Here is a 22,599-nt window from a genome sequence, read left to right on the forward strand (position 1 = left end):
CGGCGGTCGGGATGCCGCGGTCCGGAGGTGGCGGTCGCCCTGGCGGTCCGGGCCCTGGCTCCGGAGGTGGCGGTTGCCCTGGCGGTCGGGGTGCCGCGGTCCGGAGGTGGCGTTTGCCCCGGCGGTCCGGGCCCTGGCTCCGGAGGTGGCGGTTGCCCCGGCGGTCGGGATGCCGCGGTTCGGAGGTGGAGCCCCGGCGGTTCGGGCCCTGGCTCCGGAGGTGGCGGTCGCCCTGGCGGTTCGGGCAGTGCGGTTCGGAGGTGGCGGTTGCCCCGGCGGTCGGGATGCCGCGGTCCGGACGTGGAGCCCTGGCGGTCCGGGTCCTGGCTCCGGAGGTGGCGGTTGCCCTGGCGGTCCGGGCCTTGGCTCCGGAGGTGGCGTTTGCCCCGGCGGTCGGGATGCCGCGGTCCGGAGGTGGCGTTTGCCCTGGCGGTTCGGGCCCCGGCTCCGGAGGTGGCGGTCGCCCCGGCGGTCCGGGCCCTGGCTCCGGCTGTTCGGGCCCGGCGGTCGGCCACGACGAGGCCGGCCGCCTGACCCGCGCCCCGGGCTCTCAGCCCCGCAGTTCCGTCAGGAAGTCGATCAGTACCTTGTTCACCTCGGCGGGCCGCTCCTGCTGCGTCCAGTGGCCGCAGCCCGGCAGCACGACCGGCTCGCGCCGCAGATTGGGCATCAACCGGGGCAGGGCCTCGATCAGTTCGGGCGTGCCCGGGAAGGCCGGGACCAGGTCGCGGTCGCCGTACACGTACAGCGCGGGCGGGGACACGACCGCGCCCTGCCACGGGGCCGTCAGCTCCCAGTTGACGTCCAGGTTGCGGTACCAGTTCAGGGCGCCCGTGAAGCCCGGCTCGAAGCTCTCGGTGAGGGTGTCGAGGTCCTGCTCGGTGAGCCAGTCGGGCAGCACCTCGGGGTTCGGGGCGTCCGCGAGCCAGCCGCGCCCCAGGTCCTCGACCAGGGCCTGCTCGGGACGGCCGGCGTCCGGCGCGTCACCGGAGGCGGAGTACAGCAGCTTGCGCAGGGCGGTGCGGGTGTCGGCGGCGAACTCGGCGTCCGCGACGCCGGGCTCCTCGAAGTAGTTCCAGTAGAAGTGCCCGCCGAACCGCTCCCGCATGGTCTTGAGCGGCGGCTGCGCACCACGGAAGGGCGGCGGCACGCTCAGCCCCGCCACCCCGCGCACCACGTCGGGCCGCAGCAGCGCGGTGTGCCAGGCCACCGGCGCCCCCCAGTCGTGCCCGACGACGAACGCCCGCTCCTCGCCCAGCGCGTGGATCAGCCCGACCACATCGCCCACCAGGTGGAAGATGCTGTACGCGGACACGTCCTCGGGCCGGTCACTGCCGCCGTAACCGCGCTGGTCGGGCGCGACCACCCGGAAACCGGCCTCGGCCAGCGGACCGAACTGGTGCCGCCAGGAGTGCCAGGACTCCGGGAAACCGTGCAGCAGCACCACGAGCGGGCCCTCGCCCTGCTCCGCGATGTGCAGTTGTATGCCGTTCACGTCGATCATCCGATGCTCAACCACGGGTCGAGCATACGCGTGTATGAGTAAACGACTTTTACTACCGCAACCGGTGCGCACGCCCCCGCCCGGCGAACAGCCGGGCCTGCCGCTCACCCGTCGCGTTCCCGAGCGCGATGAGATGCGGCGCCTGCGCGAACCCCTGCTCCCGCCCCGCCGCGCTCGCCGCCCACAACGCCCGCACCGTGCCCTGCACGGCCTCCGTCGGATGCCCGGCGATCACGGCCGCACACGCGATCGCCGCCGCCGGTGCCCCGCCTTCCGGGGCGAGTTCGGACACCAGCCCGACCTCGTACGCCCGCCGTGCCGAGATCCGCTCCGCCGTCCCTGTCAGCACCATCCGCGCGACCTCCCCGTACGGCATGCGCTGCGCCATGAGGACGGACTCGTAGGCGCTGACCATGCCGTAGGCGGTGTGCGGGTCGAAGAAGGAGGCGGTGGTGTCGGCGACGATGAACTCCGCCTCGCCGAGCAGGTAGAAGGCGCCCCCGCAGGCCATCCCGCGTACGGCGGCGACGACCGGCTTCCACAGGTCGTTCGCCTTCGGTCCGATCCCGAGCAGCGGATCGTCCTGCGCGAACGGCGAGTTCGGCTGCGGCACCACGGCGTCCCGGTCGATGCCGGTGCAGAACGCGCGCTCCCCGGCCCCCGTGAGCACCACGGCCCGTACGGTGTCGTCGAACCGCAACTCCCGCCAGACGTCGGCGAGTCGGTCCGCCATCTCCAGGTCGATCGCGTTGAGCCGGCCGGGCCGGTTCAGGGTGACGACGGCGACCCCGCTGTCCTTGTCCGCGCTGACGAGCACACTGCTCATGACCGCTCCAGGACCCACCGCGGCAGGCCGTCGTCGAAGACGACCCGCACCCGGGCACCGATACGGAGCCGCCCGGCGGGCACGGAGTCGATCGCCGCGCCGGGCTCCGCGACCAGATTGCCGACGAGCCGGACGCGCGGCGCCTCGTCCAGCTCGACGACGACCACGTTGTACGGCGCCAGCTCCGCGTAGCCGGGCAGCAGCGGCGGATGCGGAACGACGTACGACCAGATCCGGCCGCCGCCCGAGACCGGGCGCCACTCGGACGCGAAGGACTGGCAGTGCGGGCAGCACGGCCGGGGCGGGAAGCGGAGTTCGCCGCAGCCGGCGCAGGCCTGGACGCGCAGCTCGCCCCGGGCGGCGTACTCCCAGAAGGGGGCGCCGTCGGGGTCGGTGACAGGACGCAGCATCGGTGGCTTCTCAACTCCTCAGCAGAAGGGCGGAGGTCGGCACCCCTTCACCCGCGGTGACCAGACAGGTGGAGGCCCCCGGCACCTGAGCGGTACTGGTCCCGCGCAGCTGCTTCACCCCTTCGTTGATGAGGTTGAAGCCGTGCACATAGGCCTCGGACAGACCGCCCCCGCCGGTGTTCACGGGCAGCGGCCCGCCGGTCTCCAGCGCGCCGCCCTCGGTGAACGCCCCGCCCTCGCCGCGCCCGCAGAAGCCGTAGCCCTCCAGGGAGAGCAGCACCAGGGGCGTGAAGGCGTCGTAGATCTGGGCGACGTCCACGTCCTCGGGGGCCAGGTCGGAGTGCTTCCACAGATGCCGGGCGGCGCTCCAGGCGGGGCCGGTGAGGGGGTCGTCGTTCCAGTAGTTGACCATGCCGTGGTGCTGGGCGGGGAGCGACTGGGCGACGGAGTGGACGTAGACGGGTTCGCGGCGGCAGTCCCGGGCCCGCTCGGCGGAGACGACCACACAGGCCAGCGCCCCGTCCGTCTCCAGGCAGTTGTCGAAGAGGCAGAGCGGCTCGCTGACCCAGCGGGACGTCATGTACATCTCGCGGGTGAGGGGGCGGTCGTACATGATCGCGTCGGGGTTCTGGTTGGCGCGGTTGCGGCAGGCCAGGGCGACGTTGAACAGATGGTCGCGGGTGGCCCCGTACTCGTGCAGGTAGCGCCGGGCGAGCATGGCGATCTCGTCGACGGGCCTGAGCAGCCCGTACGGCCGGGTCCACTGGGCCGGGGTCGGCAGCTGGACGGTGGTGTTGGTCCACGGCCGGGGCCCGCTGCCCCGCTTGCGCGACCGCCAGGCGACCCCGACGCTCGCCTGCCCGGCCGCGATCGCGGCGGCGAGATGGGCGACGGTCGCGCACGAACCGCCGCCTCCGAACCCGACCTTGCTGAAGAAGGTGAGGTCCCCGAAGCCGCAGGCCTTGGCCAGCTCGACCTCGTCCGTCTCCTCCATGGTGTAGGAGGCGAGGGCGTCGACCTCGCCGGGGGCGATCCCGGCGTCGTCGAGGGCGGCCAGCACGGCCCGGCAGGCCAGGGTGCGTTCGTCCTCGGGGAGTCGCTTGGCGAAGGGGGTCTGGCCGATCCCGACGATGGCGGTGGCGTCCTTGAGGCCACCCGATCCTGCTGCCATGCTGCGCGCACCTCCGGGCCGAGCCGTCGCTGACAGAGCGTCAGATTACCGATAATCTGACGGGTAGTCAGCTCCTATGTCCTCGGGAGGCGTGCGGTGCGAGCGGATACGGCATGGGGAAGCGTTCCGGACCTGGTCAGGACTGCGGCCGAGCGGTACGCGGACACCGAGGCGGTCGTCGAGGGCCGCACCCGGATCACCTACGCCGAGCTGGGCGCCCGCGTGGAGCGCGCGGCCGCGGCCTGCCTGGCGAACGGCGTGCGGCCCGGTGACCGGGTCGGCGTCTGGGCGCCGAACACCCTCGACTGGATCCTGAGCGCCCTGGGCGCCGTCTCGGCGGGCGCGGTCCTCGTGCCGCTCAACACCCGCTTCAAGGGCGCCGAGGCGGCGGACGTCCTGCGGCGCGGCGGGGCACGGCTGCTGTTCGTGACGGGCACGTTCCTCGGCACGTCGTACGTGGCGTCGCTGCGGCGAGCGGCGGGGGAGGGCCCGGGCACCGGCCCGCTGCCCGGCCTGCCGGCCCTGGAGCGCGTGGTCGTGTTCGCCGAGGACGCCCCGGCCTCCTTCCTCACCTGGAAGGACTTCCTGGCGAGCGGGGAGGGGGTGGGGTCGGCGGAGGTGCGCGCGAGGGCGGAGTCGGTCCAGGGGACGGACTCCTCCGACATCATCTTCACCTCGGGCACGACGGGCCGCCCCAAGGGCGCGGTCATCACCCACGCCCAGACGCTGCGGGCGTACGACATCTGGAGCGAGCTGGCCGGCCTGGCCGAGGGCGACCGGTACCTCATCGTCAACCCCTTCTTCCACACCTTCGGCTACAAGGCCGGGGTCATCGCCTGCCTGATGCGGGGCGCGACGATGATCCCCCAGCCGGTGTTCGGCGTGAACACGGTCCTGGCCAACATCGCCGCGGAACGCGTCTCCGTGCTCCCCGGCCCGCCGACCCTCCTCCAGTCCCTCCTGGACCACCCGGCACGCGACGCGCACGACCTCTCCGCCCTGCGCCTGGTGGTGACCGGGGCGGCGGTGGTCCCGCTGCGGCTGGTCGAGCGCCTGCGCGCCGAACTCGGCATCGGCACGGTCCTGACCGCGTACGGCCTCTCCGAGGCGGGCGGCGTCGTCACGATGTGCCGGCGCGGCGACGACCCGACGGTGATCGCCTCGACGTCGGGCCGGGCCATCCCCGGCACGGAGGTACGGGTCGTGGACCCCGGGGGCGGGTCGCTGGGACCCGATGTCCCGGGCGAGGTCCTGGTCCGCGGCTTCAACGTCATGACCGGCTACTACGAGGACGCGTCCGCCACCGCCGAGGTCGTGTCCGAGGACGGCTGGCTGCGCACGGGCGACATCGGCGTCCTGGACGTCGAGGGCAACCTGCGCATCACCGACCGCCTCAAGGACATGTTCATCGTCGGCGGCTTCAACGCCTACCCCGCCGAGATAGAGCAGCTCCTGGGCCTCCACCCGGACGTGGCGGACGTGGCCGTGATCGGCGTACCGGACGCCCGGCTCGGGGAGGTCGGCAAGGCGTATGTCGTCAGGCGCCCGGGGGCGTTGGTCACGGCCGACGACCTGATCGCCTGGTCACGCCGGGAGATGGCGAACTACAAGGTCCCGCGGTCGGTGGAGTTCGTGGCGGAACTGCCGAGGAACGCGAGCGGGAAGGTGGTGAAGGGGGTGCTGCGGGCTCAGGGGCCGGCCGGCGGCAGGGCCGGGGTCCCGGTCACGGACATGACGAGGGAGTAGAGGGTGGTGTCGGCGGCGATGAACATCCGGTTCCGCCGGGCGCCGCCGAAGCGGATGTTGGCGACGGTGCCGGGTACCAGGACGCGGCCGAGGAGGGTGCCGTCGGGGTCGTAGCAGTGCACGCCCCCGTGCATGGCACCGGCCCAGAGCCGCCCCGCGTCGTCGAACCGGATGTTGTCGAAGCTGCCGTTGGCGCACTCGGCGAAGACCTCGCCGCCGGTCAGGCCGGTCCCCTCGTCCTGGACGTCGAAGACGCGGATGTGGTTGGCGAGGCTGTCCGACACGTACAGCCGCCGCTCGCCGGGGCCGAACACGAGCCCGTTGGGCCCCTGGAACCCGTCGGCCACCAGCCGCACCTCCCCGCTGCCCGGATCGACGCGGTAGACGTTCCGGGCGCCGATCTCGCTCTCGCCCCGATGGCCCTCGTAGTCGGACGAGATCCCGAACTCGGGGTCGGAGAACCACACCGACCCGTCGGACTTCACCACCGCGTCGTTCGGGCTGTTGAGCCGCTGCCCCCGGAACCGCTCGGCGATCACGGTGACCGACCCGTCGTGCTCGGTCCGGGTCACCCGCCGATTGCCCTGCTCACAGGTGATGAGCCGGCCCTGCCCGTCCAGCGTGTTGCCGTTCGGATACCCGGCCGGGGAGCGGAAGACGCCGACGGCCCCGGTGGTCTCGTCCCACCGCAGCAGCCGGTCGTTGGGAATGTCGCTCCACAGCAGATACCGCCCGGCGGGCACGTACACGGGCCCCTCGGCCCACCGGCACCCCTCGTACAACACCTCCAGCCGCGAGTCCCCGGCCTGACACCGGCCTGTCCGGAACCGCTCGTCGAGGGTCTCGTAGAGGTGGGGTTGCTCGCCGGGCATGCGGCCGCCTTCGGGGTTGAGCGGGCTGGGGCTGATCTGCCGGACCCACTATCGCGCGCGGCGGCGGTCCATGTCCGTACTGACACCCGACGGCTGAAGCGGCGCGGATCTCCGCCAGGACGGAGATGCCCAGGGCGGACATGATTGCGGTATGGCAACGAGGAAGTGCACCATCACGCCGCCTGGGGAGCTGGATCGTGAGGCTGAACAGGGCGGGCTCGGTGAGCTGGTGGCTTGGCTGGAGGAGGAGTACGGCCCCGTCACCGGAGAGGAACGCGCGGCGGCTGAGGCTGAGCGTGGAGAGTTCGAGCGCCACTTCACGGAGCAGGAGTGAGCAGGCCCGCGATCAGCTCCGAAGAGCGCGCTGCCTGCTCCAGGACACCGGGCCGGACGACGAGAACGCCAACTGGAGCATCTGGGCACTCCTGCCCGTTCCTGACCTGGGCACGGCGCTTGGCCGGCGCGCCCAAAGGCTCCAACTCCCCTTCAGAAACGGCCCCTGCTCCTTCACGTGCGGAGAGAGTGTGCGGACCTTGTGGACTCCCGTGCGTCGGGCTGTGATCGGTGTCCCCCACAGCTGACGTATCCCCGTACACAAGGCAGACTGGCGTGGTTGCTCAGGATGTCTAGGGGGACTGCATGGACGGTGTACCGGACGGTGTGCCGCGCGTACCGGAGCAGCGGCGTCCCGATGCCTCGTCGAAATCACCGAAGTCACCGAAGTCACCGAAGTCACCGAAGTCACCGGAGTCGGCGGAACCGGTGACCTCGACGACGCTGCGCTTCAGCGTGCTCGGACCGGTGCGCGCCTCGCGCGGCGACGAGCCGATCACCACCGGCTCCCCCCAGCAACGCGCCCTGCTCGCAGCCCTGTTGCTGCGCGAGGGCCGTACGGCCACCGCGGCGGAGCTGATCGACGCCCTGTGGGGCGAGGAACCGCCCTCGCAGGCCCTGGCGGCGCTGCGGACGTACGCCTCCCGGCTGCGCAAGGTGCTGGACCCGGGCGTCCTGGTCAGCGAGTCCGGCGGCTACGCGGTACGCGGCCTCGCCGAGGGCGCCCTCGACCTGGCCGTCGCCCAGGACCTCGCGACCGAGGCGGAGAAGGCCAGATCGGCGGGCGACCTCTGCCACGCCCGCGACACCCTGCGGCGCGCCCTGGACCTGTGGGACGGGGAGACCCTGGCCGGCGTACCGGGTCCGTACGCCGAGGCGCAGCGCGTCCGTCTGGAGGAGTGGCGGCTCCAGCTCATCGAGTCCCGCCTGGACATGGACCTGGAGCAGGGCTGCCACGCGGAGGCCGTCTCGGAGCTCACGGCCCTCACCGCCGACCATCCCCTGCGCGAGCGGCTCCGCGAGCTGCTGATGCTGGCGCTGTACCGCAGCGGCCGTCAGGCGGAGGCCCTCGCGGTGTACGCCGACACGCGGCGCCTGCTCGCCGACGAACTGGGCGTGGACCCGCGCCCCGGCCTGAGCGAGCTGCAGCAGCGCATCCTCCAGGCCGACCCGAGCCTCGCCGAGCCCTCCTCCCCGGCCGCCGAGCCCGCCTCCGTCCCGGTGCGCCCGGCCCAGTTGCCGGCGACGGTGCCCGACTTCACCGGACGCTCCGGCTTCGTCCGCGAGCTGGGCGACATCCTGACCGCCGCCGAGGGCCGTGTCATGGCGGTCTCGGCCCTGGCCGGGATCGGCGGCGTGGGCAAGACGACCCTCGCCGTGCACGTGGCCCACCAGGCGCGCGCGGCGTTCCCGGACGGGCAGCTGTACGTCGACCTCCAGGGCGCGGGCGCCCGCTCGGCGGAGCCGGAGACGGTCCTCGGTTCGTTCCTGCGCGCGCTCGGCACGGCCGACTCGGCGATCCCCGACTCCCTGGAGGAGCGGGCCGCGCTCTACCGCTCGGTGCTGGCCGGCCGCCGTGTCCTGGTGCTGCTGGACAACGCCCGCGACGCCGCCCAGGTCCGCCCCCTGCTGCCCGGCACGGACGGTTGCGCCGCGCTGGTCACCTCGCGGGTGCGGATGGTGGACCTGGCGGGCGCCCACCTCATCGACCTGGACGTGATGTCCCCGGACGAGGCGCTGGCGCTGTTCACGAAGATCGTCGGCGAGGAGCGGGTGGCGTCCGAGCGGAAGGCCGCCCTGGACGTGGTCGCGGCCTGCGGTTTCCTGCCGCTGGCGATCCGCATCGCGGCGTCCCGCCTGGCGGCCCGCCGTACCTGGACGGTGTCGGTCCTCGCGGCGAAGCTCGCCGACGAACGCCGCCGCCTGGACGAACTCCAGGCCGGTGACCTGGCCGTGAAGGCCACCTTCGAGCTGGGCTACGGCCAGCTGGAGCCCGCCCAGGCCCGCGCCTTCCGCCTGCTGGGCCTGGCCGACGGCCCGGACATGTCCCTCCCGGCGGCTGCCGCGGTCCTGGACCTGCCCGTGGAGGACACGGAGGACCTGCTGGAGTCCCTCGTCGACACGTCCCTGCTGGAGTCGGCGGCCCCCGGCCGCTACCGCTTCCACGATCTCGTACGGCTCTACGCGCGTGCGTGCGCCGAACGCGACGAGTGGCCGCCGAGCGAGCGCACGGCGGCGGTGTCGCGGCTGCTGGACTTCTACCTCTCCTCCGCGGCAGGGGTGTACGCGATCGAGCGGCCCGGTGACCGGCTCGTGGACCATCTGGAGCCGACCGCCCGTCCGGGGCTGCGGTTCGACAACCGGCACGCGGCGCAGGACTGGCTGTACGCGGAGGCCATCTGCGTCCTCGCCTGCGTACGGCAGTGCGCGGGGCAGCCGGAGACGCTCCCCCGGGCGATCGACCTGCTGTGGGCCGCGCACGACCTCTCCGAGTCGGGCGCCAACTCCAGGGAGTACGAGGCGACGGCCACGGCTCTCCTGGACGCGGCCCGGATGCACGGCATCGGGCGGGCGGAGGCCCGTGCGCTGACGACGCTCGTCACCGTCCACCACGTGAGCGGCCGTTTCGAGCGGGCGGACCAGGAGGCGGAACGGGTCATCCTCCTCGCACAGGAGGCCGACGACCTGCTGCCCGTGTGCTGGGCCCGCAACGCGCGGGGCATCATCGCGCTGTACCAGAACCGGCACCAGGACGGCGAGGAACACCTCTCCCGGGCCATCGAGCACTTCCGGGCCCTGGGCGACCGGCCCGGCGAGGCCGCCGCTCTGTGCAACCTGTCCCGGATCCAGCTCGCGACCGGGCGGACCCAGAGCGCGGTCGCGCTGGCTCAGCAGGGCCTCGCCATCTACGACGCCATGGGCAACTCCCTGCGCGGGGCCAACGCCCGCTACGCCCTTGGCCTCGCGCTCACCCAGAGCGGCGACCTGGGCGGCGCGGCCGGCCGGCTCCAGGAGGCGCTGGAGGTGTTCCGCGACAGCAGGCAGCGCCTCTGGGAGGGCATGAGCCTGTTCCGGCTGGCCGAGCTGGACCTCGCCGCCCGGCGTCCCGCGCAGGCCGCCTCGAACGCCGAGATGGCGCTCACCGTGCTCCGCGGCATCGGCGGGGAGTGGCGGCGCGGCAACGTCCTCACCGTCCTCGGCCGCGCGCTCAGCGGCATCGGGCAGACGGGCAGGGCCCAGGTCTGCTGGCAGGAAGCGGCCGGGATCTACGAGGAACTCGGCTCGCCCGAGGCCGCCGAGGTGCGCGCGCTGCTGTCCCCGGTGCGGGCGGCCTGACGACGGCTCCTGGGGGCCGGTCGACGCGTTCATCATTCGTTTATCGCCGCACGCCAAGCTGGACGTAGTCGATCCGTCGCGTCGGGGGGCAGACGGGTCGCAGCACTGGGTCGCACACCGGCTGACTAGGGTGAGCGGCCCGGGTGGGCCCGTCCGGTCGGACTCGGGGGAGTGACCGGGCGGGCCCCGCGCACCCCACTACTCGACCCACGCCAAGGAGAGTTGACGATCATGGGCGACGAGCTCAAGCCACAGGACCTGCACGCGACGGACGCGAAGGCCGGCGAGCTGTCGACGGAGGACCTGCACGCCACGGACGAGGGCGCGGTGAAGAAGCAGGACCTGCACGCCACCGACGAGCCGCTCGAGACGAAGGACCTGCACGCCACGTCGGAGCCCTTCAAGCCGACGAAGTAAGCCACACCCACACGGGGTTCGGCCGCGGCGGCGCGGAGGGGGAGCCGTCGCGGCCGATGCATGTCCGCAACCAGTTGTCGGTGCCCTCCGCGTAGCTGACGATCCGTCAGATCGGCGCTACCGTGAGCGCCATGGACACCCACGACAGCTCGTTTCCGCTGATCATCTCCGTGGACGACCACACCGTGGAGCCCGCGACCGTCTGGCAGGACCGGCTTCCGGAGAAGTACCGGGGCGTCGGGCCCCGGATCGTCCGGGCGCCCGTGAAGGAGATGACGTTCCTCGGCGGGCGCTTCAAACCGGTGATGGGACAGCCCGGCGACGACGGCCCGGTCGGGGACTGGTGGGTCTACGAGGACCTCCATCGGCCCCTGACCCGCCTCGACACCGCCGTCGGGTACGACAGGGACGAGATCAAGCTGGAGGTCATCACCTACGAGCAGATGCGGCCGGGGTCGTACGACGTCGCCGCCCGCCTCGCCGACATGGATGTCAACCACGTCCAGTCGGCCCTGTGCTTCCCGACCTTCCCGCGCTTCTGCGGCCAGACCTTCACCGAGGCCGAGGACCACGAACTGGGCCTGCTCTGCGTCCGCGCCTACAACGACTGGATGCTGGAGGAGTGGTGCGGCCCGGAGGCGCACGGGCGGCTCATCCCCCTGCCCCTCATCCCCCTGTGGGACGCCGAGCTCGCGGCGGCCGAGGTCCGGCGCAACGCCGCGCGCGGGGCCCGTGCCGTCGCCTTCTCCGAGATACCCCCGCACCTCGGGCTCCCCTCCATCCACACCGACGCCTGGGACCCCTTCCTCGCCGCCTGCGCCGAGACCGGCACGGTCATCGCCATGCACATCGGCTCCTCCAGCCGTATGCCGTCCACCTCCGCCGACGCCCCGCCCGCCGTCGGCTCCACCATCACCTACGCCAACTGCTGCTTCTCGATGGTCGACTGGCTGATGAGCGGCAAGTTCGAGCGGTTCCCGGGCCTCAAGGTCATGTACGCCGAGGGGCAGATCGGCTGGATCCCCTACATCCTGGAGCGGGCGGACGTGGTGTGGGAGGAGAACCGGGCCTGGGGCGGCGTAGCCGACAAGGTGCACCGGCCGCCGTCGGAGCTCTTCGCCGAGCACGTCTACGGCTGCTTCTTCGACGATGCCTTCGGACTGAGGAACCTGGACGCGATAGGTGTCGGCAACGTGCTCTACGAGACCGACTACCCGCACTCCGACAGCACCTGGCCCAAGTCCCGTGAGGTCGGCGAGGCGCAGATGGGACACCTGGAGCCGGAGGTCGTCGAGCGGATCGTGCGCGGCAACGCCATCGAACTGCTCGGGCTGACGGACGAGGGGCTGTGGCCGGGCGGCGGCGGTGGTGCGCGGTGAGCCTGCGGTACGGGATGCAGCTTCCCGTCCAGTCGCAGAGCACCCTCTACGCGGAGGGCTGGGAGGCGGAGGCCGGACCGGACGACCTGCTGGAGATCGCCCGCGCCGCCGACCGGTCCGGCTTCGACTACCTCGCGAGCTGCGACCACGTCGGCATCCCGCGCAGGCTCGCCGCCGCCATGAGCACCATCTGGTACGACCCCGTCGCCACACTCTCCTTCCTGGCCGCCGCCACCGAACGCGTCCGGCTGCTCAGCCATGTGGCGATCGTCGGACTGCGGCACCCCCTGCTCACCGCCAAGCAGTACGCCACCCTCGACCACCTCAGCGGAGGCCGGCTGGTGCTCGGGGTCGGCGCCGGGCACGTCCAGGAGGAGTTCGAGGCCCTGGGCGTGGACTTCCGGCAGCGCGGGGCCGTGCTCGACGAGTCGATCGACGCCCTGCGCGCCGCCCTGGGGCCGGAGGAGTTCCCGGAGCACCACGGCAAGCTGTACGACTTCGAGGGGCTCGGCCAGCGGCCCCGCCCGGCGCGGGACCTGGTGCCGGTGTGGGTCGGCGGCTCCTCGCCCGCCGCCGTACGGCGGGCCGCGCTCAAGGGCGACGGCTGGCTGCCGCAGGGGGATCCGAGGAACCGGCTGCCCGCGCAGATCGCCCGGATCAGGGAGTTGCGCGAGAAGTCCCACAGGCGGGGCGCCTTCACCGTCGGCGCCATCACCGAGCCGCTGTACGTCGGCACGCCCCGCTGGGACGTGGGCCGCAGGACCCTCACCGGCGGCCCGGAGGAGCTCGCCGAGTCGCTGCGGGCGTACCGGGCGATGGGCGTGCACCAGATCCAGGTGCGGTTCCGCAGCCGGAGCCGGGCCGAACTCACCGACCAGATCACGGCGTTCGGCGCCGAGGTCGCCCCCCACCTGTGAGGAGAGCCATGGGCAAGCTCGACGGACGGGTCGTCATCGTCACCGGCGCCGCGCGCGGCCAGGGCGAACAGGAGGCCCGGTTGTTCACCGCCGAGGGGGCACGCGTGGTCGTCGCCGATGTACTGGACGACCAGGGCGAGGCCCTCGCGAAGGAGATCGGCGCCCGGTACGTCCACCTGGACGTGGGCCGGGAGGACGACTGGCAGACCGCTGTCGCGGCGGCGAAGGAGGCCTACGGGCACGTCGACGGGCTCGTCAACAACGCCGGCATCCTGCGCTTCAACTCCCTCCTCGACACGCCCCTCGACGAGTTCATGCAGGTCGTCCAGGTCAACCAGGTGGGCTGCTTCCTCGGCATCAGGACGGTCGCCCCGGAGATGGCCGACGGGGGCACGATCGTCAACACCTCCTCCTACACCGGCCTGACCGGGATGGCGGCGGTGGGGGCGTACGCGGCGAGCAAGCACGCCGTGCTCGGGCTGACCCGGGTCGCCGCGCTGGAGCTGGCCGGGCGGGGGATACGCGTCAACGCGGTCTGCCCGGGCGCCATCGACACGGCGATGTCCAACCCGGCCCGGCTGGACCCGGACGCCGGCGCCGACGCCGAGAAGGCTGCGCGGGGGCTCGACCGGCTGTACCGCAAGCTCGTGCCGCTGGGGCGGGTCGGGCAGCCGGAGGAGGTGGCCAGGCTCGCCCTGTTCCTCACCTCGGAGGACTCGTCGTACATCACCGGGCAGCCCTTCGTGATCGACGGCGGGTGGCTGGCCGGGGTGACCATTATCTGACGCTCCATCAGCTATTGACGCTCCCGGGGGTGGATGGAACAGTCGGAGGCATCTATCTGACGGTGCGTCAGATCGCCAGAATCGGTACAGGGGCGGTGAACCTCCTTGGAATTCGGCATCTTCGTACAGGGATACGTCGGCAAACGGGCCGAGACCGACCCGCTCGCGGAGCACAAGGCGCTGATGGAGGAGACCGAGTACGTCATCCAGGCGGACAGGTCCGGCTTCAAGTACGCCTGGGCCTCCGAGCACCACTTCCTGGAGGAGTACTCGCACCTCTCCGCCAACGACGTCTTCCTCGGGTACCTGGCGCACGCGACCGAGCGGATCCATCTCGGCTCGGGGATCTTCAACCCGCTCGCGCCGGTCAACCACCCGGTGAAGGTCGCCGAGAAGGTCGCCATGCTCGACCATCTCAGCGAGGGGCGGTTCGAGTTCGGCAGTGGGCGGGGCGCCGGGTCGCACGAGATCCTCGGGTTCCTGCCGGGGATCACCGACATGAACCACACCAAGGAACTCTGGGAAGAGACCATCGCCGAGTTCCCGAAGATGTGGCTCCAGGACGAGTACGCCGGCTTCCAGGGCAAGCACTGGTCGCTGCCGCCGCGCAAGATCCTGCCGAAGCCGTACGGGAAGTCCCACCCGGCGATGTGGTACGCGGCCGGGTCGCCGCCGTCGTACGCCATGGCCGCGAAGAAGGGGCTCGGCGTGCTCGGCTTCAGCGTGCAGAAGGTCTCCGACATGGAGTGGGTGCTGGAGCAGTACAAGTCGGCGATCGTGGACGCGGAGCCGGTGGGCGACTTCGTCAACGACAACGTGATGGTGACGACCACGGCGATCTGCGCGCCCACCCACGCGGAGGCGGTGCGGATCGCGGCGAGCGGGGGGCTGCACTATCTGCCCTCGCTGGTGTTCCGGTACCACGACACGTTCCCCCGGCCGGAGGGGTTCCCGGTGTGGCCCGAGACGCTGCCGGAGTACACCGAGGAGTTCGTGGAGGTGCTCATCGAGGAGGAGCTGCTGATCTGCGGGGATCCGGACGAGGTGCTGCGGCAGTGTGAGCGGTGGGAGCGGGCCGGTGCGGATCAGTTGAGTTTCGGGTTGCCGGTGGGGGTGCCGAAGGAGGAGACGTTGCAGACGATCCGGCTGGTCGGGGAGTACGTGATTCCGAAGATCGATACGGATCCTGTGCATCGGACTTCGCGGTTCCGTCGAGGGGCCTGAGCGTCGTTGGCGGGTGCGGGCCGTGTGTGGCTTGTCGCGCAGTTCCCCGCGCCCCTGAAGGGACATGCAGCTCAAGGAGTTGAGTGGTCATGCTCGATCACGTCATCAAAGGGGCGACCGTCGTCGACGGGACCGGTACGCCCGGCTTCACCGCCGACGTCGGCATTCACGACGGGCGTATCGCCGTCATCGGTCGGGTCACCGAGGAAGCCCGCACCACCGAAGACGCCAGCGGCCTCGTCCTCGCGCCCGGCTTCGTCGATCCCCACACCCACTACGACGCCCAGCTCTTCTGGGACCCGTACGCCACCCCCTCCCTCAACCACGGCGTCACCACCGTCGCCGGCGGAAACTGCGGATTCACGCTCGCGCCGCTGAACCCGGAACGCCCCGAGGACGCCGACTACACCCGCCGGATGATGTCCAAGGTCGAGGGCATGGCGCTGGTGGCGTTGGAGGAGGGGGCGCCGTGGAGCTGGCATTCGTTCGGGGAGTATCTGGACGCCCTGGAGGGGCGGATCGCCGTCAACGCCGGGTTCATGGTGGGGCACTGTGCGCTGCGGCGGTATGTGATGGGGCCGGAGGCGGTGGGCGGGCAGCCGAGTGAGGGGCAGCTCGCCGAGATGGTGCGGTTGCTGCGGGAGGCCATGGACGCCGGCGCCTGGGGGCTGTCCACCACCCAGTCGACCAGCCACTCCGACGGGGACGGGCAGCCGGTCGCCTCCCGGCATGCCGGACCGGCCGAACTGCTGGCGCTCTCCCGGGCCGTCGGTGAGCACGAGGGCACGCAGATCGAGGCGATCGTCGCGGGCTGTCTGGATCAGTTCAGCGACGCCGAGATCGATCTGTTCGCGGAGATGAGCGCGGTGGCGGGGCGACCGCTGAACTGGAACGTGCTGACGGTCGACGCGTCCGTCCCCGAGCGCGTGCCCCGGCAGCTCCTCGCGAGCGAGCAGGCGCGGAAGGCGGGCGGCCGGGTCGTGGCGCTGACCATGCCCATCCTCACGCCGATGAACATGTCGCTGGGTACGTTCTGCGCGCTCAACCTCATCCCCGGGTGGGGGCCGGTGCTCGCGCTGCCCGTGCCGGAGCGGATCGAGAAGCTGCGCGATCCGGCCGTGCGGGCGGAGCTGCTGCGCCGGGCCACCTCCAAGGAGGCGGGTGTCTTCCGGCGGCTGGCGAACTTCGGGCGGTACGTCATCGGCGACACCTACAGCGACGCGAACGACGGGCTGACCGGGCGCGTGGTGAAGGACATCGCCGAGGAGCGCGGCCAGGAGCCCTTCGAGTGCCTGGTGGAGATCTGCGCCGCCGACGAGCTGCGCACGGTGCTGTGGCCGATGCCGACCGACAACGACCCGGCCTCCTGGGCGCTGCGGGCGGAGACCTGGCAGCACGAGGACGTGCTGCTCGGCGGGTCCGACGCGGGCGCCCACCTGGACCGGATGTGCGGGGCGCCGTACACGACCCGGTTCCTCGGCGACTGTCTGCGGGGCCGGAGGCTGGTGGGTCTGGAGCAGGCCGTGCGGATGCTGACCGACGACCCGGCCCGGCTCTTCGGCCTGCGGGAGCGGGGGCGGATACGGGAGGGCTGGCACGCCGACCTCGTCCTGTTCGACCCGGACCGGATCGACGCGGGCCCGGCCACCCTCGTGCACGACCTGCCGGGCGACAGCCCGCGGCTCGACTCCCGGGCGCTCGGCGTACGGGCCGTGTGGGTCAACGGCGTCGAGGCGATCCGGGACGACGTGGTGACCGGTGCGGTGCCGGGACGCGTGCTGCGCTCGGGGCGGGACACGGAGACGGTGAGCACGCGGTGACGGCACGGGGCCGGGGCGACTGGGGCGGCGGTACGGGTGATGACGCGGGAGGCCGCACCGGGGGCGATCGAGGCGGCGGCACGGGAGACGACAGAGGCGAGCGAGCGGGGGCGGCAGGGGTGACGGCACGGGCCACCGCACGCCAGGCGTTGTTCGTCGGCGGCTCCTGGGTGGAGCCGGACGGCGGGCACTACGCGGTGACCGACCCGGCGACCGAGGAGACCGTCGGGTGGGCGCCGGAGGCCTCGCGGGATCAGGTGCTCGCGGCCTGTGCCGCGGCCCGCGAGGCCTTCGGGCCGTGGTGCCGTACGTCCCCCGAGGAGAGGGCAGCGGTCCTCGGCCGGGCGGCGCGGATCATCGGCGGCCGTCTTGAGGAGTACGCGGAAATCGCCCAGGCCGAGACAGGCGCGACGACAGGCACCGCACGCGCCATGCAGGTCGGGGTCGCCGCCGCCCGCTTCCGCCGCTACGCGCGCGTGGAGCCCGCCGAGTGGGCGATCCCGCCGCAGATCAACGAAGCCGGGCCCATGGGAAGGGCCGGGGTCATGGGCGCGCTGGCCGTCCGGCAGCCCGTCGGGGTCGTCACCTGCGTCACCTCGTACAACAACCCCTGGGCCAACCCGGCCGGCAAGATCGCCCCGGCCCTGGCCATGGGCAACACGGTGGTGGTCAAACCCGCCCCGCAGGACCCGCTGTCGGTCTACCGGATGGCGGAGGCCCTGGAGGCGGCGGGTGTGCCGCCGGGCGTGGTGAACGTGGTCAGCGGATCGCGTACGGAGGTCGGCGAGGCGGCGGTGGAGTCGCCGGACGTCGACATGGTCAGTTTCACCGGCTCGACGGCGGTCGGGCAGCGCATCGCCGAGGTGTGCGGGCGCGGTATGAAACGGCAGTTGATGGAGCTGGGCGGCAAGGGTGCGGCGCTCGTCTTCGACGACGCGGACCTGGGCTCGGCCGTGGCCGGGATCGGGACCACCTTCTCCTTCTACAGCGGCCAGATCTGCACGGCACCGACGCGGGTGCTGGCGCAGCGCGGGGTGTACGACCGTCTCGTCGAGCAACTGGCCGTCTACGCGGGCCGGTTGAAGGTGGCAGACCCGAGGGAGCGGGACACGGTGGTCGGGCCGGTCATCTCGGCGGCGCACCGGGACCGTGTGGAGTCGTACGTCGAACTGGGCCGGAAGGAAGGCGCGGTGGTGGTGGCGGGCGGCGAGCGCCCCGCCCTCCCGACGGGCTTCTACGTCGCCCCCACCCTCCTCGCCGACTGCACCAACGACATGCGCGTGGCCCGCGAGGAGATCTTCGGCCCGGTGGTGGTCGTCATCCCCTTCGACGACGAGGACGAGGGTGTGGAACTGGCCAACGACACCGACTACGGCCTCATCGACTACGTCTGGTCGGGCGACGTGGCCCGCGCCTTCCGGGTGGCCCGGCGGCTGCGGGCCGGCGGGGTCGGGGTGAACACCGTCGGCCGCAACATGGAGGCTCCCTTCGGCGGGTTCAAGAGGAGCGGGGTCGGCAGGGACGTCGGCTCGTACGCCCTGCACGCCTACAGCGAGGTGCAGGCGATCGTGTGGCCCGGGTGAGGCCCCTCACGCCCGGGTGAAGCCCCTCACGCCCGGGTGAGGCCCCTCACGCCGGGGTGAGGCGTGAAGCCGTGCGGCGCCCCTCACGCGTCCAGGTCCACCCGCACGGTCAGCAGATTCGTCCCGAACGCCCGCACCCCCAGCCCGTTGAGGCGCGGCAGCCGCCGCAGCCGCGCCACTGGGTCGTCGTCCGGCACCAGCCGGGCGGTCCCCGTGTGCCACCGCCCCCGGATCCGCACCCGCACCCGCGGATCGGCCTTGATGTTGCGGACGTACTGCGACCGCTCGCCGAACTCCGACACCAGCCAGAAGCAGTCCCCGACCCGCCGCCCGCCCACCGGCGTCTGCCGGGGCAACCCGGACACGCGGCCCTTCGTCTCGACGACCGTCTGGAGGGGCAGTCGGCGCAGGAGCGGATTGATGCGGCGCTGGAAGGCGGTGGCGGCGCGGAACCTGACGTCGGCGAGTCGGGACATGGGCGGGGTCTCCTTCGCGCAAGGCTGCGTGCAGGGCAGGTGTCCATCTGATCACCGCTCCCGGCTCGCCACCAGCAGTGCCCGGGTCCAGGCTGCCAGCCGGCCGACCAGTGTGAGCGCGTGGGCCGTACGCGACCGGAGGAAGGGCAGGACGAGCAGGGCGGGCACGAGCGCCAGGGTCACGACGAGGACGGGCACGAGCGCGAACAGGACGAGCAGGACGCGCTGCGCCCAGCGGGCGCCGACGAGGAGACCGGTCCAGCGGGTAGGCATGTGGGGGTTCCCTTCGAGTCGCGGCGAGAAGCCGGCGAGCGATCGATGACGGAACCCTCCGCCCGGTCGGGTACGTTGCGAAAGGCGCACCATGGTGCCAGTACCGAGTCAACACTTCGGGGGGACGCCTTGACCGTTGTGGCCCGCAATTCCGGGAACTCGTCGGAGCTCGAACGCGGTGAGGTGCCCGAACTTGCCGAGCTCGGCACCACGTTGAGGGAGCTGTTCAACACGCTGGGCATCAGCCAGCGGCAGTACGCGAAGCGGATCGGTGTCGATCCGTCGGTGGTCTCGCGCGCTTTCGGCGGCCGGCGGATGCCCACCAAGCACTTCATCGAGCAGCTCATCTCCGAGGTCGAGGCCGAACGCGGTGGTTCCGTCACTCCGGCGGCCAGAGAGGCGATCCACGCCAAGTGGCTTACGGCGCTGAAGGAGACCGACCCCTCCGAGTTCCGACTGGAGAGTCTGCGCGTGGAGTTGGCGAGGTCCCGGCGTGACACCGAGCGCGCGAACCGCAATGTCGAGGCGCTGCACCTTCTGCTGCAGCAGCGGGAGGCGCAGGCCCAGGACGCCGCCAGGGAGCTGGCCCAGCTCCAGCTGGACTGGAGTGCCGAGCGGGCCGAGGCCGCCGGTGCGCGGGACGCGTCGGGCGGAGAGCAGGCGTCCCTGTCCGCCTCGCGTGAGGTGCTGCTGCGCGAGATCGAGCAGTTGAAGAGGGACCTCTTGGAAGCTGAGCGACTCCGTTCCGAGGCGGAGGAGCACAGCCGCGAGCTGCGGGAGCGGGTACTGCGCCTGGAGGAGGAACTGGCGGAGCGCGGGTCGGCGGGTGGGGTCCCGCTGGAGGTGTTCAAGGGCCAGTTGCTGACGATGTGGGAAGAGGAGAGTTTTCCCGAGGCGTCGCGGGATCTGACGGAGGCGGCGTGGTCGCGGCCCCTGGACGAGGTGCTGGACCTGATGACGTGGCTGTCGCGGAGGAAGGACCGGGAGCATGTGAGCGCTCTCGTCTCCGACGTCGGCCGCCTGCGACCGGCCCGGGACGTCCTGCGGATCGCCGCGGAGCTGCTGGCCGGGGCCTCGGGCCCGCCGGGAGCGGTGCTGGGCGACACCGTGGTCCAGGACGCGTGGGTGATGGCGGTGGCGTCCCGCATCACGGAGAGCAATGTCGCCGGCTACTACCACGAACTGTTGGCCCTCGAGGGTCCCAGCGGGCCGCTGGGCGACCGGATGCTGAACGCCGCGGTGCGGCGCGCGACCACACCCTCCGAGGCCCTGGGACTGATCACCGCGGCCCTCGCGGGCGAGGAGCCGTCCGGCGCCGCGCTCCCCCTCACCATCGGTGCGGTGGCCGCGCCTTATCGCGTCGCCGTCGACCCGGGCTTCCCGTTCCATGTGATGGCGGGGCTGCTCAAAGCCGGTATGAACGACATGGCCGGGGCCGTCATGGTGCGGGTCAGCCGCCAGGACAGCCCGAAGCTCAGGCCCGCGGCCCCCGTGGCCCAGCGGTTCCACCTCGGCTTGCGAGAACTGGACGAACAGGCGCTGCGCGATCTGTTCGCGTTCCTCGTCGAGGAGGCCGACGACAGGCTGGTCGGAGCGGTCGCCGTGATGATGTACTTCGGGGCCGACGGCGACCGCTCCCTGTTCGACCGGCTGCTGAACGAGCTGGGAGCCAGACTCCAAGACCTGCTCGCGGCGATGATGAGCCGCTGGAGCCCCGACCTGTTCGAGTACGTCGTGACGCGCTGGAGCGGGGGGCGGGGGCTGCCGCCCGGGCAATCCCTGCCCGTTGACGCTCCCGACGCCCCCTAACGCCCGAGGAAGATCGGGTTCGTGAACCCCGCCAACGCCCCCGGCAGCGGCCCCGCCGCCGCCTCGTGCCGCACCTCGGCCCGTACGTACGCCGCGTAGGACGGCGTCGTGCGCCACTCCACGACCCCGGCGCCCGCCACCGGCAGCGGTGGGCTCGTGTGCAGGACGCCCTGGTCGGTGACGAAGCGGACCGTGCAGCGCGGTGCGCCGGTGACCTCCAGGCGGACCGTGACCGGGGTGTCGCGGTCCACCCGCAACCGCTCGCCGATGCCGGCGTGTTCGCCGCGCCCGCCGGAGGCCCGGAACGACAGCGCGAGCCTCGCGGACTCGGCGACGTACGACCGCCCGGCCCGGATGCCCTCCTGGATCGCCCGGCGGGTCAGGTCGTCGGCCAGGACGACCGTCTGGGGGCTGCCCACGGGGTCCGGGTCGCGGTGGGCGTCGCTGCTGCCCATCGCGGGGATCCAGTCACGCCCGTCCCGTACGGACGCCACGAGCATGCTGTCCCAGTCGGCCAGCGTCACCTCGTCGTCGGGCGTGTAGGGGCCGTTCCACACCTCCACCGCGTCCGCCTCGCCGAAGCCGAACTTCCAGTTGCAGCCGACGCACGTCGCGTGCGGGTGGGCCGGGACGACCAGGCCGCCGGCGCGGCGGATCTGGCGGGCGAACCGGCCGAAGCGGTTGTCGCGGGCACGGTAGCGCCAGTCGACGAAGGTGCCCGGGTCGGTGCCGAGCGCCACGACGTGCCCGTTCCGGGTGGTGATCTCCTCGCCCAGCATGACGAGCAGGTCGTCCCCGGCCACATCCGCCCAGTGCGCGTGCGCCGAGTGCGTGTTGTGCTCGGAGGAGTTGATGAAGTCCAGCCCCGCCGCCCGGGCCAGGGCGCCGATCTCGGCGGGGGTGCGGCGGCCGTCGGAGTACCAGGAGTGCAGATGGCAGTCGCCCCGGTACCAGGCACGCCCCCGCCCCTTGGCCCGCTCGGGCGGATACACCGGCCGGGCGGCCTCGCCCGGCTCGCCGTACGTCAGCGTGACCGTGATCTCGTACGACAGGCCCTGCGGGGCGACCGTGTACGGGCCGAGCGCGATGTGCCAGGTGCCCTCGCGCACCGGGCCCGGGAGGTAGCCGGGCGTCGCGTCGTCCGCGCGGAGGAAGAACTCGGTGCGCGCCCCGCCCGACCAGCCCCGGAAGCCCCGGCCGCCGAGGTCGGTGCCCCGGTCGTCGAAGACGCCGATGTCGAGGGCGTTGCCGGTGGTGCCCGCCGGGACGGACGGCCGGTCGTAGGTGTAGGCGACCTTGATCTCCCGGACCCCGGCCGGGACCTCGACGGGCACGTACACGAAGTCGGGGGAGCCGGGCGGCAGGGTGCCGCGCAGCGTCCTGCTCTCCTGACCGCCCTCGGCGGCTGCGGCGAAGCTCACGCTTCCCAACGTAAGCGCGGCGGCCGCTCCCGTCACGAACAGAGCCCGCCGGGCGAGCCCGCCGTGGCCGTCGTCGTGACTGTCCTCCTGATGGTCCTCGCACATGCTGCTGCTCCCCAGGTGTCGTCAGGTGTCGTCGGTGACGTGGCATGGGTGATGCGGGGGTGGTGCCGTGCAACCCTTGTATTCAGCCGTGAACTCCCGGGCACGGGAAGGGGATCGGCGGCTTTCGCCGATACGGCACCCGAGAATTGCCGACCGCTCGGTATGTACAGTCGGCCGTCCCCCGGGTAGTGA

19 protein-coding genes are annotated in these 22,599 nt (G+C 72.3%); 11 read left to right on the top strand and 8 right to left on the bottom strand.

The genetic code is table 11. From position 1 onward, the window contains the following. Positions 1-550 precede the first annotated feature (550 nt). Genes ACFZBT_RS31985 through ACFZBT_RS32000 form a run of 4 tightly spaced genes read right to left on the bottom strand, consistent with a single transcriptional unit; the run spans position 551 to position 3,911 of the window. The gene (locus ACFZBT_RS31985) at positions 551-1,504 is read right to left on the bottom strand and encodes an alpha/beta fold hydrolase (RefSeq protein WP_391111217.1); all 954 of its coding nucleotides are present in this window, start codon (positions 1,502-1,504) and stop codon (positions 551-553) included. A 52-nt stretch (positions 1,505-1,556) separates the two neighbouring features. Beyond that, positions 1,557-2,330, bottom strand: coding sequence for an enoyl-CoA hydratase-related protein (locus ACFZBT_RS31990; protein WP_391110972.1), 774 nt, complete (start codon positions 2,328-2,330; stop codon positions 1,557-1,559). Beyond that, positions 2,327-2,740, bottom strand: a complete 414-nt coding sequence (locus ACFZBT_RS31995) for an OB-fold domain-containing protein (protein WP_391110975.1) — start codon at positions 2,738-2,740, stop codon at positions 2,327-2,329. Before ACFZBT_RS31995 ends, ACFZBT_RS31990 begins: the two co-directional genes overlap by 4 nt. A gap of 10 nt (positions 2,741-2,750) precedes the next feature. Further along, complete coding sequence (locus ACFZBT_RS32000) at positions 2,751-3,911, bottom strand: lipid-transfer protein (protein ID WP_391110978.1); 1,161 nt, start codon at positions 3,909-3,911, stop codon at positions 2,751-2,753. A gap of 96 nt (positions 3,912-4,007) precedes the next feature. Between ACFZBT_RS32000 and ACFZBT_RS32005 the strand changes: the two genes are divergently transcribed. Continuing rightward, a complete protein-coding gene (locus tag ACFZBT_RS32005; protein ID WP_391110981.1) occupies positions 4,008-5,657 on the top strand; it encodes a FadD3 family acyl-CoA ligase in 1,650 nt (549 codons plus the stop codon). Here ACFZBT_RS32005 and ACFZBT_RS32010 read toward each other — a convergent pair. Then, the gene (locus ACFZBT_RS32010) at positions 5,600-6,529 is read right to left on the bottom strand and encodes an SMP-30/gluconolactonase/LRE family protein (protein ID WP_391110984.1); all 930 of its coding nucleotides are present in this window, start codon (positions 6,527-6,529) and stop codon (positions 5,600-5,602) included. The genes ACFZBT_RS32005 and ACFZBT_RS32010 overlap by 58 nt on opposite strands. Positions 6,530-6,680: 151 nt before the next feature. Here ACFZBT_RS32010 and ACFZBT_RS32015 point away from each other — a divergent pair, with 151 nt between their 5' ends. The 9 genes from ACFZBT_RS32015 (at position 6,681) to ACFZBT_RS32055 (ending at position 18,323) form a co-directional block, all read left to right on the top strand. Beyond that, entirely contained in the window at positions 6,681-6,863 is a 183-nt protein-coding gene (locus tag ACFZBT_RS32015; RefSeq protein ID WP_391110987.1) for a hypothetical protein, read from the top strand. Positions 6,864-7,168: 305 nt separating this feature from the next. Then, positions 7,169-10,198 carry a BTAD domain-containing putative transcriptional regulator gene (locus tag ACFZBT_RS32020; RefSeq protein WP_391110989.1) on the top strand — a complete coding sequence of 1,010 codons (3,030 nt, stop codon included), beginning with the start codon at positions 7,169-7,171 and terminating at the stop codon, positions 10,196-10,198. A gap of 231 nt (positions 10,199-10,429) precedes the next feature. After that, positions 10,430-10,615 (top strand): hypothetical protein, encoded by a 186-nt coding sequence (locus ACFZBT_RS32025; protein ID WP_382580118.1) that lies wholly within the window; start codon positions 10,430-10,432, stop codon positions 10,613-10,615. Between the two features lie 131 nt (positions 10,616-10,746). Beyond that, positions 10,747-11,994, top strand: a complete 1,248-nt coding sequence (locus ACFZBT_RS32030; RefSeq protein WP_391110993.1) for an amidohydrolase family protein — start codon at positions 10,747-10,749, stop codon at positions 11,992-11,994. A 14-nt stretch (positions 11,995-12,008) separates the two neighbouring features. Then, entirely contained in the window at positions 12,009-12,911 is a 903-nt protein-coding gene (locus ACFZBT_RS32035; RefSeq protein ID WP_391110997.1) for a TIGR03619 family F420-dependent LLM class oxidoreductase, read from the top strand. An 8-nt stretch (positions 12,912-12,919) separates the two neighbouring features. After that, positions 12,920-13,696 carry an SDR family oxidoreductase gene (locus ACFZBT_RS32040; RefSeq protein WP_391111000.1) on the top strand — a complete coding sequence of 259 codons (777 nt, stop codon included), beginning with the start codon at positions 12,920-12,922 and terminating at the stop codon, positions 13,694-13,696. Between the two features lie 105 nt (positions 13,697-13,801). After that, the gene (locus ACFZBT_RS32045) at positions 13,802-14,920 is read left to right on the top strand and encodes an LLM class flavin-dependent oxidoreductase (RefSeq protein WP_391111003.1); all 1,119 of its coding nucleotides are present in this window, start codon (positions 13,802-13,804) and stop codon (positions 14,918-14,920) included. An 89-nt stretch (positions 14,921-15,009) separates the two neighbouring features. Beyond that, on the top strand, positions 15,010-16,740 hold the full coding sequence (locus tag ACFZBT_RS32050; protein ID WP_391111006.1) for an amidohydrolase family protein: 1,731 nt from the start codon (positions 15,010-15,012) through the stop codon (positions 16,738-16,740). A 119-nt stretch (positions 16,741-16,859) separates the two neighbouring features. Beyond that, complete coding sequence (locus ACFZBT_RS32055) at positions 16,860-18,323, top strand: aldehyde dehydrogenase family protein (protein ID WP_391111009.1); 1,464 nt, start codon at positions 16,860-16,862, stop codon at positions 18,321-18,323. Between the two features lie 83 nt (positions 18,324-18,406). On the opposite strand, the gene ACFZBT_RS32060 is transcribed toward ACFZBT_RS32055, so the two are convergent. Beyond that, entirely contained in the window at positions 18,407-18,799 is a 393-nt protein-coding gene (locus ACFZBT_RS32060) for a nitroreductase/quinone reductase family protein (RefSeq protein WP_391111011.1), read from the bottom strand. Positions 18,800-18,850: 51 nt separating this feature from the next. Continuing rightward, the gene (locus ACFZBT_RS32065) at positions 18,851-19,072 is read right to left on the bottom strand and encodes a hypothetical protein (RefSeq protein ID WP_391111014.1); all 222 of its coding nucleotides are present in this window, start codon (positions 19,070-19,072) and stop codon (positions 18,851-18,853) included. Between the two features lie 138 nt (positions 19,073-19,210). Between ACFZBT_RS32065 and ACFZBT_RS32070 the strand changes: the two genes are divergently transcribed. After that, positions 19,211-20,881 (top strand): helix-turn-helix domain-containing protein, encoded by a 1,671-nt coding sequence (locus tag ACFZBT_RS32070; RefSeq protein WP_391111220.1) that lies wholly within the window; start codon positions 19,211-19,213, stop codon positions 20,879-20,881. On the opposite strand, the gene ACFZBT_RS32075 is transcribed toward ACFZBT_RS32070, so the two are convergent. Beyond that, on the bottom strand, positions 20,878-22,407 hold the full coding sequence (locus ACFZBT_RS32075; protein ID WP_391111017.1) for a CehA/McbA family metallohydrolase: 1,530 nt from the start codon (positions 22,405-22,407) through the stop codon (positions 20,878-20,880). The two genes, ACFZBT_RS32070 and ACFZBT_RS32075, sit on opposite strands and share 4 nt — an antisense overlap. Positions 22,408-22,599 lie beyond the last annotated feature (192 nt).

Origin of the sequence: Streptomyces sp. NPDC008137 (assembly GCF_042957035.1) — a bacterium.
Taxonomy (GTDB): Bacteria; Actinomycetota; Actinomycetes; order Streptomycetales; family Streptomycetaceae; genus Streptomyces.

Bases quoted from the DNA above. Each gene is read 5' to 3' on its own strand.
- ACFZBT_RS31985 (WP_391111217.1), bottom strand. From the start codon at position 1,504: ATGATCGACGTGAACGGCATACAACTGCACATCGCGGAGCAGGGCGAG.
- ACFZBT_RS31990 (WP_391110972.1), bottom strand. From the start codon at position 2,330: ATGAGCAGTGTGCTCGTCAGCGCGGACAAGGACAGCGGGGTCGCCGTC.
- ACFZBT_RS31995 (WP_391110975.1), bottom strand. From the start codon at position 2,740: ATGCTGCGTCCTGTCACCGACCCCGACGGCGCCCCCTTCTGGGAGTAC.
- ACFZBT_RS32000 (WP_391110978.1), bottom strand. From the start codon at position 3,911: ATGGCAGCAGGATCGGGTGGCCTCAAGGACGCCACCGCCATCGTCGGG.
- ACFZBT_RS32010 (WP_391110984.1), bottom strand. From the start codon at position 6,529: ATGCCCGGCGAGCAACCCCACCTCTACGAGACCCTCGACGAGCGGTTC.
- ACFZBT_RS32015 (WP_391110987.1), top strand. From the start codon at position 6,681: ATGGCAACGAGGAAGTGCACCATCACGCCGCCTGGGGAGCTGGATCGT.
- ACFZBT_RS32020 (WP_391110989.1), top strand. From the start codon at position 7,169: ATGGACGGTGTACCGGACGGTGTGCCGCGCGTACCGGAGCAGCGGCGT.
- ACFZBT_RS32025 (WP_382580118.1), top strand. From the start codon at position 10,430: ATGGGCGACGAGCTCAAGCCACAGGACCTGCACGCGACGGACGCGAAG.
- ACFZBT_RS32030 (WP_391110993.1), top strand. From the start codon at position 10,747: ATGGACACCCACGACAGCTCGTTTCCGCTGATCATCTCCGTGGACGAC.
- ACFZBT_RS32035 (WP_391110997.1), top strand. From the start codon at position 12,009: ATGCAGCTTCCCGTCCAGTCGCAGAGCACCCTCTACGCGGAGGGCTGG.
- ACFZBT_RS32040 (WP_391111000.1), top strand. From the start codon at position 12,920: ATGGGCAAGCTCGACGGACGGGTCGTCATCGTCACCGGCGCCGCGCGC.
- ACFZBT_RS32050 (WP_391111006.1), top strand. From the start codon at position 15,010: ATGCTCGATCACGTCATCAAAGGGGCGACCGTCGTCGACGGGACCGGT.
- ACFZBT_RS32060 (WP_391111011.1), bottom strand. From the start codon at position 18,799: ATGTCCCGACTCGCCGACGTCAGGTTCCGCGCCGCCACCGCCTTCCAG.
- ACFZBT_RS32065 (WP_391111014.1), bottom strand. From the start codon at position 19,072: ATGCCTACCCGCTGGACCGGTCTCCTCGTCGGCGCCCGCTGGGCGCAG.
- ACFZBT_RS32075 (WP_391111017.1), bottom strand. From the start codon at position 22,407: ATGTGCGAGGACCATCAGGAGGACAGTCACGACGACGGCCACGGCGGG.